Source organism: Microbulbifer sp. MKSA007 (assembly GCA_032615215.1).
Taxonomy (GTDB): Bacteria; Pseudomonadota; Gammaproteobacteria; order Pseudomonadales; family Cellvibrionaceae; genus Microbulbifer.
This window is the reverse complement of sequence record CP128433.1, coordinates 644,036-657,324: the sequence shown is the minus strand read 5'-3', so window position 1 is coordinate 657,324 and position 13,289 is coordinate 644,036. Positions and strand designations below refer to the sequence as shown.

Annotated in this window: 11 protein-coding genes; 7 read left to right on the top strand and 4 right to left on the bottom strand. The window is 47.1% G+C overall.

The features are described from left to right. Nucleotides 1-37: 37 nt before the first annotated feature. The 3 genes from QT397_05535 to galE form a co-directional block, all read right to left on the bottom strand. Nucleotides 38-604, bottom strand: a complete 567-nt coding sequence (locus QT397_05535; GenBank protein WNZ56822.1) for a hypothetical protein — start codon at nucleotides 602-604, stop codon at nucleotides 38-40. Then, nucleotides 601-1,362, bottom strand: coding sequence for a hypothetical protein (locus tag QT397_05530; GenBank protein ID WNZ56821.1), 762 nt, complete (start codon nucleotides 1,360-1,362; stop codon nucleotides 601-603). The genes QT397_05535 and QT397_05530 overlap by 4 nt, the downstream gene beginning before the upstream one ends. Nucleotides 1,363-1,710: 348 nt before the next feature. After that, nucleotides 1,711-2,739 carry a UDP-glucose 4-epimerase GalE gene (gene galE, locus QT397_05525; GenBank protein WNZ56820.1) on the bottom strand — a complete coding sequence of 343 codons (1,029 nt, stop codon included), beginning with the start codon at nucleotides 2,737-2,739 and terminating at the stop codon, nucleotides 1,711-1,713. Between the two features lie 339 nt (nucleotides 2,740-3,078). Here galE and QT397_05520 point away from each other — a divergent pair, with 339 nt between their 5' ends. The 3 genes from QT397_05520 to QT397_05510 all read left to right on the top strand — a co-directional run bounded on the left by QT397_05520 (nucleotide 3,079) and on the right by QT397_05510 (nucleotide 8,106). Beyond that, nucleotides 3,079-5,001, top strand: a complete 1,923-nt coding sequence (locus tag QT397_05520) for a PrkA family serine protein kinase (protein WNZ56819.1) — start codon at nucleotides 3,079-3,081, stop codon at nucleotides 4,999-5,001. 238 nt (nucleotides 5,002-5,239) lie between these two features. Further along, entirely contained in the window at nucleotides 5,240-6,517 is a 1,278-nt protein-coding gene (locus tag QT397_05515; GenBank protein WNZ56818.1) for a YeaH/YhbH family protein, read from the top strand. Continuing rightward, a complete protein-coding gene (locus QT397_05510; protein ID WNZ56817.1) occupies nucleotides 6,517-8,106 on the top strand; it encodes a SpoVR family protein in 1,590 nt (529 codons plus the stop codon). Before QT397_05515 ends, QT397_05510 begins: the two co-directional genes overlap by 1 nt. A 76-nt stretch (nucleotides 8,107-8,182) precedes the next feature. Here QT397_05510 and QT397_05505 read toward each other — a convergent pair whose 3' ends face one another. Then, nucleotides 8,183-8,755: a helix-turn-helix domain-containing protein gene (locus QT397_05505; GenBank protein WNZ56816.1), complete on the bottom strand. Its 573-nt coding sequence runs from the start codon at nucleotides 8,753-8,755 to the stop codon at nucleotides 8,183-8,185. 532 nt (nucleotides 8,756-9,287) lie between these two features. Here QT397_05505 and QT397_05500 point away from each other — a divergent pair. The 4 genes from QT397_05500 to QT397_05485 all read left to right on the top strand — a co-directional run bounded on the left by QT397_05500 (nucleotide 9,288) and on the right by QT397_05485 (nucleotide 13,264). Then, a complete protein-coding gene (locus QT397_05500) occupies nucleotides 9,288-10,508 on the top strand; it encodes a multifunctional CCA addition/repair protein (protein WNZ56815.1) in 1,221 nt (406 codons plus the stop codon). Further along, entirely contained in the window at nucleotides 10,501-11,229 is a 729-nt protein-coding gene (locus QT397_05495; GenBank protein WNZ56814.1) for a pteridine reductase, read from the top strand. Before QT397_05500 ends, QT397_05495 begins: the two co-directional genes overlap by 8 nt. 108 nt (nucleotides 11,230-11,337) lie before the next feature. Beyond that, nucleotides 11,338-12,033, top strand: coding sequence for a response regulator transcription factor (locus QT397_05490; protein WNZ56813.1), 696 nt, complete (start codon nucleotides 11,338-11,340; stop codon nucleotides 12,031-12,033). Next, on the top strand, nucleotides 12,017-13,264 hold the full coding sequence (locus tag QT397_05485; GenBank protein ID WNZ56812.1) for a HAMP domain-containing sensor histidine kinase: 1,248 nt from the start codon (nucleotides 12,017-12,019) through the stop codon (nucleotides 13,262-13,264). The genes QT397_05490 and QT397_05485 overlap by 17 nt, the downstream gene beginning before the upstream one ends. The last annotated feature ends 25 nt before the right edge of the window (nucleotides 13,265-13,289 follow it).

Below are 13,289 nucleotides of genomic sequence, written 5' to 3'. Positions count from 1 at the left end.
GGGAGTGTAACTGTCAGTTTACCTAGCTTGAATAACCTTATAAGCCATAAGTTAATTGATCCAAAGCAACTCCTACACTCGACGGTTTCCCATCAAGTAAAAGCTCAATAGAATTAACAAGTTCCGCTGCTCCTTCCCTCTGGCTGAGAAGCACCAAGAAAGTATCAGCGCCTTTTTCTCCGCCGCCCTCGACCTCTTGACGAAAACTGCTCCACATTGAAAAAATATTTGAAGGATCAGTATTTTCACCTTGCAGAAACAGGTCAATTGCTCGATGTATGAGCAGACCACAGCTATAATACAGATCAAACCTGCCCCTGTTAGCAGCCTCAACCAAAGGAATCTCTTTTACACCTTTTGTGCAACTTTCCTTAAAAGCCTTAATTTTATTAGAGACATATTTTGATGACTCGGGATACAAATCTAATAAAGCCAGCGCGGCTAACCAATCCGCATTCCCTTCATGTAACCACGTTTCATTTGCATCACCATACAATCCTGTTTCACTACCCTGCTGGTATAAATGTGCGACCTCATGAGCAAAAAACCAAATGGTTTCATTAATAAAGTTAGGGTCGGAAAATTTCCCATCAAGTTCATTCATATTCCAATGCATAAAAACCTGATGTGGCAAGGTCCCCCCTGCCAAGAGTTATCGTCGACATTCGCATATGATGCATACAAGGCCGGCTTTGTTCCACTTAGTGCCCCAAGCCTTTGCTCAAAATAACTCATTAACCTGGGAATATCTGACTCTAAAGACAATCTCAATTTTTCCGGCAAACCGTTATCAATAACAGCTACAACACTAGCTGTATTTATAGGTTCTTGAGTTCCAACATAGATATTCATTCCATTATCACGATCAATCCAGCTGGCGGTCCCAACATTTATCTTCCCGTTAATGATCATATGCTCACCTGGGGGAACTTGCATAGTTATTCGCCAGGCTTTTACTTTATCATCACAGTTGTCAATACAAGCAAAAAAGCGGCCTGTGTATATCAGGCTTCCACCATCTGAATACGGGGAGAAAGGTGCATAGTCTTTGGGAAGAGATATATAGCTAGGCGTCAAATAAATTTCAATGTGTTCGAATGAACTTCTATCTTTTCTAACCATAAACTCTTCACCATCCATAGAAACTAATTCAAATTCTGGTGACACAGACTTCCAGTGTTTTATACGAGAGGCATCCGGGTTACGTACAAAGCTAATCCGGCTTGCCGGCCTATCCATTTGATAGGTAAGCTTCCAGAGCTTATCGCCCTGCTTCTCAATCGCGATATCCACCCCAGATATATCTTCAGCTAAAGCTGAAAAACCAGTTAAAAATAACAGTAAAAACTGAATATATTTCAATCTTAACTCCTTTTAGATTGAGAAAAATAAATAAAAATTGAAGTAATAAATGCTTCCATATATTGATAACTATCAATACAGAGTTATACATACAACCAGACAGACAAATAATTCTTATTCTTAGCTAATCAGAAGCGTTCCAGTCAATCAACAGGATTGTATTTATCAGTAGCTTAATGGCCCCTTAAACCAAGTACTGTTGACATAATTTTATTTAGAACATGAAAAGAACTCACCGCTTGCAACATCTGCAAGGAGCTACGCAAGCAATGAGTATTATTAGATTGATAGAAAAACCTAATCATCTGTGGGCAAAAATAGGATCAAATCTCCTTGACTTAATTTTGCCTAATCTGCACTGTACCCTTTAGGATTTTTATACTGCCAACGCCAAGTATCTTTCACCATACGCACTAAATCATACTCAGCTTTCCACCCCAACTCTGTTTCAGCCAGGTCTGGATCTGCATAGCACTCTGCAATATCTCCGGGTCTCCGTGGAGCAATGTTATAGGGGATTTCCTTCCCACTGACACTCTCGAAAGCACGTACGACTTGTAAAACAGAACTGCCCTGTCCCGTCCCCAAATTATGGGTATAACAACCCTCAGAAATATCTTCTCTACAAATTAAATTCAGCGCCGCCAAGTGTCCGCGAGCCAGATCAACTACATGTATATAATCTCGAACTCCAGTACCATCGACGGTATCATAATCACCACCAAAAACCTGCAACTGCTCCAATCTACCTACTGCCACTTGGGAAACATAGGGTAGTAAGTTATTGGGGATACCACTGGGATCTTCACCAATAGTCCCACTTTCATGGGCTCCAATCGGATTGAAGTAACGCAACAAGCTCACTTTCCACTGGCTGTTCGGTGCAGCACAAAGGTCTCGCAACATGTTTTCCACAATCAACTTACTTGAGCCATAGGGGTTGGTTGCGCCAGTAGGGAAATCTTCTTTAATTGGTACTGTTTCAGGATCACCATAAACCGTTGCCGACGAACTGAAGATCAGGCGGTGAACCCCAAACTCCTCCATCACCTCGCATAAGGTCAAGGTCCCAGCTACATTATTCTGGTAATAGCGCAGTGGCTGCGCAACAGATTCACCAACTGCTTTTAACCCCGCAAAGTGAATTACAGCGTCAATCTTATGATCAGAGAATACTTTGCGTAAACCTTCCTTATCACTAATATCCAGATTGTGAAAAGGAATATCTTTGCCAGTAATTAATTCAACCCTCCGTAGGGCTTCCTCACTGCTGTTCGATAGGTTATCCACAACTACAGGCTCAAAGTCGGCAGCAAGCAACTCTATGCAGGTATGACTGCCAATATATCCAGCACCTCCAGTCACCAAAATCGACATTTCCATTCCTCAATATTTTTCTACTACCCAATATGGGCTGTAGTAAAGCGTAAAACAGCCGCCCAATTCAACCTATATAAGTGACATTCCACTGTCTCATTCAAAGGGAAAGCTATGCTGGAAAAGCTGGGGGGCATTCAATACTTACTCCAGCAAAGAACAAGGTTCACAGCGGCAATAACGATAGTGCTTCACGCCAAGCGTATCCCAAACACGATCTGGACTTTACAGCTCATGCATCGCTCGTCCCATTTGGGCAAGAGAAGCCAAGGGCGTACGACATCCTAACCAAAGCAGGAAACTGAGCTAATTCCAGTAGGCTACAGGGAGGTAGACACCATGACAATTTTCAATCACTACTTGGAAAGATACGAATCTATCCAGGACGAGGAACTCAGTATTCAGGAATACCTGGAGCTGTGTAAGACAGACCGCAGTGCCTATGCGTCACCAGCTGAGAGGATGCTGATGGCCATTGGCGAGGCCGAACTGGTAGACACCTCACGGGACCCGCGCCTGTCACGTATTTTCTGTAATAAGGTTATTAAGCGATACAAGGCCTTCAGTGAATTCTATGGTATGGAGGAAGCCATAGAGCAAATTGTCTCTTTCTTCCGACATGCCGCACAGGGTCTGGAAGAGAAGAAGCAAATCCTGTACTTGCTAGGTCCTGTTGGTGGCGGAAAGTCATCCCTTGCAGAGCGGCTAAAAGCCTTGATGGAGCAGGTGCCCATCTATGCAATTAAGGGATCGCCAGTATTTGAATCTCCCTTGAGCCTTTTCTCTCCTACTGAGGATGGCCGCATCCTTGAAGAGGACTACGGAATTGCACGTCGATACGTTAACACTATTATGTCTCCCTGGTCTGTTAAGCGATTGCATGAATTTAAAGGGGACATCAGTAAATTCCGTGTCGTAAAAATTCGTCCTTCTATTCTCGATCAAGTTGCTATCTCAAAAACAGAGCCCGGTGATGAAAATAACCAGGATATTTCATCACTAGTTGGCAAAATCGACATTCGTAAGCTTGAGGATTTCCCCCAGAATGACCCTGACGCCTATAGCTTTTCTGGTAGTTTATGCAGGGCCAACCAGGGACTGATGGAGTTTGTCGAGATGTTCAAAGCGCCTATCAAGGTGCTTCACCCCCTACTAACTGCAACACAAGAAGGAAATTACAACAGTACAGAGGGATTGGGGTCAATTCCGTTCAACGGTACAATCCTCGCTCATTCCAATGAATCAGAATGGCAATCCTTCCGCAATAATCGCAACAATGAGGCTTTCCTGGATCGTATTTATATCGTCAAGGTGCCCTACTGTGTAAGAGTGCAGGAAGAAATACGAATCTATCAGAAACTGCTAGAAAATAGCTCCTTGTCAAAAGCGCCCTGTGCACCAGACACCCTGCGGATGTTGGCGCAATTCTCTGTATTATCGAGAGTTAAAAACCCTGAGAACTCCAGCCTTTATTCAAAGATGCGTATCTATGATGGTGAAAACCTAAAGGATACCGACCCCAAAGCAAAAACCATTCAGGAGTACAGGGATAATGCAGGGGTAGACGAAGGCATGAACGGACTATCCACCCGTTTCTCCTTTAAGATCCTCTCAAAAGTTTTTAATTTCGATGCTACTGAGGTGGCGGCAAATCCAGTCCACCTACTCTATGTTCTGGAACAACAAATAGAGCAGGAGCAATTTCCACCAGAAGTGCAAGAGACTTACCTCGGGTTTATCAAGGAATATTTAGCTCCAAGATACGTAGAATTTATCGGTAAGGAAATCCAAACAGCTTACCTGGAATCCTACGCTGAATACGGCCAAAACTTGTTTGATCGCTATGTCACTTACGCTGATTTTTGGATACAGGACCAGGAATATCGCGATCCCGAAACCGGTGAAATACTGGATCGCGGCGCCCTTAATGAAGAGCTTGAAAAGACAGAAAAACCTGCAGGAATTTCCAATCCAAAAGATTTCCGCAATGAAATAGTCAATTTTGTTCTCCGCGCCAGGGCTAACAATCAAGGAAAAAATCCCGACTGGAGATCTTACGAGAAACTACGTGCCGTTATCGAGAAAAAAATGTTCTCCAATACGGAAGATCTTCTGCCAGTTATATCCTTTAATACCAAGGCCTCAGCAGATGATAAACGCAAGCATGCAGACTTCGTTGCGCGTATGGTTGAACGGGGCTATACCGAGAAGCAGGTTAGACTGTTATCCGAATGGTATCTACGAGTGAGAAAATCTCAGTAGTAAGGTTTTCCTCTATTAAGGTCACTGGAAAAATACGAGGAAGCCAAATCCGGATACTGATTAGATCATTAACTTTTAGTGAGCACTTGAGTGATTTCACAGCATCTCATCGGGACCCTCAATGGCTCGCTATAGTGAAGATACCAACAATTGTGTTTGGTGGATTCAGCAGGAAATATTCTGAATAGATTTATGGCGATGGATGCCTGTGAGCTTTATTCAGAACAAAGGCAGAAATATGAGCTATATCATCGACCGCCGCTTGAATGGAAAGAAAAAGAGTACGGTTAATCGGCAGCGATTCTTAAGGCGCTACAAAGCTCACATTAAGAAAGCTGTCGGCGACGCCATGAATAGCCGCTCTATTATGGACATGGATAAGGGAGAGCAAATCAGTATCCCTACTCGGGATATCAGCGAACCCTTATTTTCTCACGGTAGCGGTGGGCACGTAGAGCGAGTTCTACCCGGAAACAAGCAATTTACTGCTGGTGATCGTATCCCTCGTCAAGGTCAGCGAGGCGGTGATGGAAATGGTGGTGGTGCCAGTGATAGCGGGGAAGGGGTTGATGAATTTGTCTTCCAGATATCACAAGAAGAGTTTCTGGACTTTATGTTTGAGGGGCTCCAGCTGCCCAATATGATCAAGCAACGCCTGGCCGGCAACGAGTCTTTTCAAATAGTACGTGCCGGAATTAGTAATGAAGGAACTCCAGGTCGTCTCAATGTGATCCGCTCACTCAGGGCTGCCCATGCAAGACGCATCGCCTTGACCAGTAATAAGCGAAGAAACCTGCGCAATTTAGAGGAAGACCTATCCCAAGAAGAAAACAAAGATACTGCTCTGCGAGACCAGCGCAAAATTGAGGCTCTTAAAAACCAAATCGCCGAACTTCGCAGCCGTATCAATCGAGTCCCTTTCCTCGATGATTTCGACCTGAAATATAACCTGCTGATTCGACAACCAAAACCTCGATCTAGGGCAGTGATGTTTTGCCTGATGGATGTATCCGGCTCGATGAACCAAGCCACAAAGGATATGGCCAAACGCTTCTTCTTACTTTTATATTTGTTCCTACAGCGCAGTTATGAATATACAGAAGTCGTTTTTATTCGACACCACACTAGCGCCAAAGAAGTTGATGAAGAGGAGTTTTTCTATTCACGGGAAACTGGCGGCACCATTGTCTCAAGCGCGCTCAAATTAATGCGACGTATTATAAGAGATCGCTACCCCGCCAGCGAATGGAATATCTATGGAGCCCAGGCCTCAGATGGTGATAACTGGAACGATGACTCCAGTACCTGCCACCGAATCCTTATCGACGATATTATGCCCCATGTGCAGTATTACTCTTATGTGGAAATCACTCCCAGAGATCACCAGGCCCTGTGGGAAGAGTATGAAAGTGTCCGCACTTTATTCCCTGATCACTTTGCTATGGAGCAGATTGTCGATGTACAGGATATTTATCCGGTGTTCCGACAACTGTTCCGCAAAAAGGTGACTGCCTGATGCTCGACAAATTTGCCAGTGGCGCTGAAGCACCTGAATCTGAGTCGCGTCAGCCCATATCAACAAGCTCAGAATGGACTTTTGAATTAATTCAGGAATATGATCGCGCCATCGGCGCACTGGCAGAAGAATTTGGGTTAGATACCTACCCAAATCAGATTGAAGTTATCTGCTCCGAGCAGATGATGGATGCCTACTCCTCGGTAGGAATGCCAGTGGGTTATCACCACTGGTCTTTTGGCAAGCAATTTATCAGCGTGGAAAATAATTACCAGCGCGGATTGATGGGGCTGGCTTATGAAATAGTGATTAATTCTAATCCCTGCATCGCTTACCTCATGGAAGAAAATACCATGACAATGCAGGCTTTGGTGATTGCTCACGCCTCCTATGGGCACAACTCTTTCTTTAAAGGGAATTACCTGTTTCGCTCCTGGACAGATGCCAGCAGTATTATTGACTATCTGATCTTTGCCAAAAATTATATTTCCCGCTGTGAAGAGCGCTATGGGCTTGATGAAGTCGAGGCCATTCTCGACTCCTGTCATGCCCTAATGAATTACGGTGTAGATCGCTATAAACGCCCTTACCCAATCTCGGCTATTGAAGAAGAACGCCAACAGCAAGAGCGAGAAGAGTACCGCCAAAGACAGCTCAATGATTTATGGAGGACCATCCCAAAACTCGGTGACGGTATAGAGGAGACAAAGGAGAAACGCTTCCCCGAAGAGCCTCAGGAGAATATCCTGTACTTTGTTGAGAAAAATGCCCCTCTACTGGAAAACTGGCAACGGGAACTGGTGCGCATTGTACGTAAGCTGGCCCAATACTTTTATCCACAGCGGCAAACCCAAGTAATGAATGAGGGCTGGGCTACCTTCTGGCACTACACTCTCTTAACCGAGCTGTACAAGCGCGGGCGGGTGACTGAAGGCTTTATGATGGAGTTTCTACAAAGCCACACCAATGTTATCTACCAACCCTCTTTTGACAGCCCTCACTACAGCGGTATCAATCCCTATACCCTGGGCTTCAGTATTTTTACTGACTTACGGCGTATCTGTGAAAGCCCCACTGAAGAGGATCGCTGCTGGTTCCCAGACATTGCTGGAAGTAATTGGCGTGAAACCCTTCAGTTCGCCATGCGCGACTTCAAAGATGAAAGTTTTATTTTACAATTCCTGTCTCCCAAGGTTATGCGAGACATGAAACTATTTTGTATCAGCGACAACGATAAAGAGAACGATATCATTGTCAGCGCAATTCACGATGAGAGCGGTTATCGCCAGTTAAGGGAGAACCTTGCGGGACAGTACAACCTGGGCAATCGGGAACCGAATATCCAAGTATATTCAGTAGATACCCGTGGTGACCGTTCACTGACCCTGCACCATACGCAGCACCGCCGCCGACCTCTCGGTAAAGATACAACAGAGGTGCTAAGGCATCTTCACCGGCTATGGGGCTTCGATGTTCACCTGAACAGTTTGAACGGGGATCAAATAACGGCCAGTTGTCACTGCCCGGAGCAAGGTCGGGACCGACCGGAGGGTGAAGAGGAGTCCATGCTAATACCAAAACCCATTTAGGTTTCAGCACGGGAACTGTTGAAATACCAGCCCCGCACAGAATGGGGAAATAATGCCTTCTAGCGGATCACGCTACTTAGGCATCAGCTTCCAACAAAAGCTTGGCCTTTGCAGAAAGTTCACCGTGCTCAGAGCGGTGAGTTAAAAGGGCATCAGCTCCAGCATCCAGCCAACGGGCTTTCTCTCCATCATCATCAGAAGGTACAACTAGAATGCTCAAGTTCGAATACTCACTGCGGGATCTGAGGTAGTCCAGCACCTGAAACCCACTCTCCCCAAGCAACCCAGTGTCAACCACTAACAACGCCGGCTTGGCACTCGCCATCATGATACCGGCGGAAAAACTATCACTGGCTACTTCAACCTCACACCCCATCTGTTGAAGCGCCTGGCGTCCACTTGAAGTCAGCTCAGGATCAGTCGTTAACAAGAGCACTTTTCGACTGGGAACTGCCAAGTCGTTTGGAACTGGCATTGAGTTATCCCGCAGGAAGCCCACGAAATCCTCAACACAGATACGGTGGTCACCGCGCCCTGGAAGTTTGTATGCCTTGAGCTGGCCACGCTCAATCCAGCGAATCACCGTTCGGAAGTTAACACCGCAGTACCTGGCTGCTTCCCCGGTGGTTAGCACATGTAATTCGCTCATCTTTATTCTCCCCAACAACTGCGATTAAAAAGAAGAACAGTCAACTTCCCGAAAGTATCCTCTGCCCCACAGAGTTACACGTGAAATTATCCTGTCCAGCTGAACCGCCCCTATAAATTATGCTGTTTAATGCTGCAAACCCAGCCCGAAATTCGGTCCATGTAATTTATTAACGAACAGCGGAACAACCCCCTCAAAAAATACTAATAGATATAGTTGACAGGTAAGACAGGTTCCTTAGAATGGCGCTAGATTCGTGACTTGGGACTTGTCACGGGATCCCTTCCAGTGGAGTGGTTGTTAAGTCAGAGCCCCCATAGTTGGCGAAGAAATGTTTGCTAAGCGAATACCCTAAGACCCTGGGCCCCCTTGTTTTTTTGGGGCCTTTTTTTTATCTTGCCGAAGCTTCTTACATCCCCACCCCTCACCCTCCGTCCAGCAGACAAACCTGGAACAACGCCGGAACAAATGGACTTATGGCAGTACAATCACCTATCAGATCACAGGTCCCTCCAGCTCTGGAGCAAATGCTTTGAAGATCTACCTTGTTGGCGGCGCAGTGCGCGACAAACTTTTGAATCGTCCAGTCACCGAGCGTGACTGGGTAGTGGTTGGGGCAGATGCAGATAGAATGCAGGACCTCGGATACAGCCCTGTCGGCAAAGATTTTCCAGTATTCCTACACCCTGAGACCGGTGAAGAATACGCGCTCGCTCGCACCGAAAGAAAGAGCGGACACGGCTATGGCGGATTTACCGTTAATGCCGATGCCAATATCACCCTGGAAGAGGATCTTCTGAGGCGAGATCTCACTATTAATGCCATTGCAGAAGACACCAACGGCAATCTAATTGACCCCTACGGTGGGCAGGAAGATCTTGGAGCTCGGCTTTTGCGCCATGTTTCCCCTGCTTTTGCAGAAGACCCCCTAAGAGTACTGCGAGTGGCCCGCTTTGCCGCCCGCTACCATCACCTCGGCTTTAGCGTTGCTCCTGAGACCATGATACTCATGCGCCACATGGTAGAAGCAGGTGAAGTGGAATATCTGGTGGCCGAGAGGGTCTGGAAAGAGGTAAGCCGGGCACTTACCGAGCCAGACCCCGATATTTTTATTCGGGTACTGCGAGACTGCGGCGCCCTATCAGTACTTTTACCAGAGTTAGAGAATTTGTTTGGTGTTCCTCAGCCGCCCAAACACCATCCCGAAGTGGACACTGGAGAACACGTACTACTAGCCCTGCGCGCCGCACCGGCAGAGCTCCCCTTGCGTTTTGCAGTACTGCTACACGACCTGGGCAAAGGACTGACTCCCGAGGAGATTCTCCCCAGCCACCACGGCCACGAGGCCGCAGGCGTACCTCTTGTAAAGGCCGTCTGTGAGCGCTGGCGTACCCCAAAAGACCTGACAGCACTAGCTGTCGGGGTCTGCGAATATCACCTGCATTGCCACAGAGCCTTCGAATTGCGCCCACAGACCATTATGAAGATGATCCGCAGTCTGGATGCCTTGCGACGTCCCGAGCGATTTGAAAACTTTCTTCGCGCCTGTGAGGCTGATGCCCGAGGTCGTGAGGGACTGGAGAATCGAGATTATCCACAGGTGGACTTTTTGCGCGCCGCTCGAGATGGGGCAGCGGCAGTAACTGCTGAGGAGTTGATTAAACAGGGCTACCAGGGTGCGAAACTCGGGCAAGCACTGGACCGGGAGCGCATCAAGGCAATCGCCAAAGTAAAGGATGACTACATTGCGTAATGTGCTAATTACCGGTGCCGCTGCACGCCTGGGTCGTGCTATTGCTGAAGAACTACATAGAGATCACAGAGTTGTTATTCACTATCGCAACTCGGCTGATGCTGCCAAGGCACTGGCAAACGAGCTGAACCAACGTCGTCCCAACTCTGCCATAGCGTTGCACAGTGAGTTGAATAGCGCCGAAGCCTGTTCCAATCTGGCCCAACGTGCACAAGAGGCCTGGGGCGGTATTGATGTTTTGATCAACAATGCCTCAGCATTTCACCCCACGCCTGTGGGGAAGGCGACCGAGGAGGACTGGGATCGGCTGGTAGGCAGTAACCTCAAAGCCCCCTTCTTTCTCACTCAGGCCCTGAAAGAAACACTCAGCCAACAACAGGGTTGCGTTGTTAATATGGCGGATATTCACGCCGAGCGCCCGATGCCCGAGCACACTATTTACTGCGCCGCCAAGGCTGGGCTGGTAATGCTGTCAAAAAGCCTCGCTCTGGAGCTGTCTCCCCAGGTCCGGGTCAATGCAGTCGCCCCCGGTGCCATTCTTTGGCCGGAGCAAGAGGCAACTAACGAAGCCAAGAAAGCACAAATCACCCATCGCATTCCTTTGGCCCGAACCGGTGACCCCAGCGATATCGCCAAAACCGTGCGCTTCCTGGTCTGTGATGCCCCCTATATCAACGGTCAGGTTATTGCCGTTGACGGCGGCCGCAACCTCAATATCTAGAGCGGTCCAACCAATATCTAAAACAGTCCAACAACGGGGCTTCACTTCAATTTCACCGGCACTCTGTCAGAATGCTTTGTAACTTCCTCTGCCACAAGAGATTTGCCGGTGCGCTCACTGAAGATATTGTTGATTGAAGATAACCCCACTATCGCCCGCCAGCTTGCCGAATTCCTGCACGCTGAGGGCTGGCAGATAGATTATGCCCAGCGGGGCCGCCAGGGCTTACAGCTGGCCCTGGAACAAATCTTCGACCTGATTATTCTCGACCTGGGCCTGCCGGATATGGACGGCTTGGAGGTCTGCGAAAAGATCAAGGCACAAGCGCCAGTTAATATGCCAATTCTGATGTTAACTGCCCGAGATGCTCTCGCAGATAAAGAACGCGGATTTGGTATCGGTGCCGATGACTACTTATGTAAGCCCTTCGAACCAAGGGAACTGATATTGAGATGCCGCGCCCTGGCACGTAGACACCAGCTGCATACCAGTGAAGAAATTAAGGTCGGTGATTTACAGATAAACCAGCGCCAACAAACGGCCTACCGGGATAAACAACCTCTGCCCCTGACAACTATCGGTTTTCGCATTCTCACTATGCTTGCCCAGGCGTCGCCAGCACCAGTAAGCCGCTCGGCAATAATCCACCATATTTGGGGTGATGAACCCCCAGAAACAGACGCCTTAAAATCCCACATTTATAGTCTTCGCCAAACACTGGATAAGCCTTTCCAGGCCCCTATGTTGAAAACCATCACCAATCTCGGTTATCAGTTGGAAACTCCCAATGCGCGAAACCAGTAATTTACAGAGGAAGGTCTTCGCTATTTTTGGCAGTTTTACCCTACTGCTATGCTTGGTGTTTTTTGCCATTTGTATGATGGTGGCCTATGTAGTTGAAGACCATTTACTCGATAACTTATTGGCCGGAGAAGTCCGCTACCTCGAACAGCAGGCAAGACTGACTAATGCGACCCCAGAGCCACGCCTACCCTATTTAACGCTATACACTGAAAGCAAAATAATTCCGGCCGAACTGCGCACTGCCCTACCAAGCTATGCAGAAAAGGCTGAGTGGTTTAGTGATACTGAACATCACTTCCATTTACGCAGAGTACATTTTCCGGACAACCATTCCGCCGTTCTCGTAGCTGAAGTCAGTGAATTGCTCACTGTTACGCGACAATCTTCAAAACTTCTTTGGCTCTTTGCCAGCGCCTGTATCTTGACCCTACTCTTAGCCCTCTATTGTGCTTTTCGTATTTCCCGTAAAACCATCGCTCCTGTAGTAACCCTTGCTAAAGCAGTTCAGCAGCAGAGAAACTGCGATTCTCAAATTTCCCTGCCCTATAACAATGAACAAGATGAAATCGGTTATCTCGCAAGTACGTTGCAAGATACACTTAACCAGCTCAAGCTAACATTGCGCAGGGAAACTGAGTTTACCCGGGATACGAGCCATGAGTTGCGCACCGGGCTAACCATTCTGAAAAGCACACTGGCTCTCAGTCAAAATCGGGAAATGACTTTAGCTGAGAAAAATGAGCTATTAGAAACTGTTACCGGTATGGAAAAAACCGTTAAGACACTATTAGCCCTCGCCCGCTCTGAGTCTCTACAGTCGGAAGATATCCCATTGTGCGCTTTACTAGAGGAACGTCTTTTAGCTCAACACCAGTTAATTGTACAAAAGCATTTTAATGTTGATTTAAAGTTAGGGCACAAAGTCGGAGTCCTGGCCAATCGACACCTGGTAAGTCTGCTCTTCGACAACTTGATCAGCAATGCATTACAGCACGCTGCCAGCCCTGAATTGGTTATTACCTATAAGGGGGACACACTCTTTTTTGAGAACGCCACAGACAACCAATTAGATCTAGAAACCTCCCTCTTACCCGGCCAAAAGAGGGAAGGCAGTGACGGCATTGGTCAAGGCCTTTTCCTGGCCAAGAGAATCTGTGAAGCCTTAAATTGGACCATCTCTATCCAGTGTAAAAAAAATATTTATCAGTGCTCTCTATCTTTTACACAGTAGCGTTCTAAGATTCAAATTTTTACCG

Bases quoted from the DNA above. Each gene is read 5' to 3' on its own strand.
- QT397_05535 (WNZ56822.1), bottom strand. From the start codon at position 604: ATGAATGAACTTGATGGGAAATTTTCCGACCCTAACTTTATTAATGAA.
- galE (WNZ56820.1), bottom strand. From the start codon at position 2,739: ATGTCGATTTTGGTGACTGGAGGTGCTGGATATATTGGCAGTCATACC.
- QT397_05520 (WNZ56819.1), top strand. From the start codon at position 3,079: ATGACAATTTTCAATCACTACTTGGAAAGATACGAATCTATCCAGGAC.
- QT397_05515 (WNZ56818.1), top strand. From the start codon at position 5,240: ATGAGCTATATCATCGACCGCCGCTTGAATGGAAAGAAAAAGAGTACG.
- QT397_05510 (WNZ56817.1), top strand. From the start codon at position 6,517: ATGCTCGACAAATTTGCCAGTGGCGCTGAAGCACCTGAATCTGAGTCG.
- QT397_05505 (WNZ56816.1), bottom strand. From the start codon at position 8,755: ATGAGCGAATTACATGTGCTAACCACCGGGGAAGCAGCCAGGTACTGC.
- QT397_05485 (WNZ56812.1), top strand. From the start codon at position 12,017: ATGCGCGAAACCAGTAATTTACAGAGGAAGGTCTTCGCTATTTTTGGC.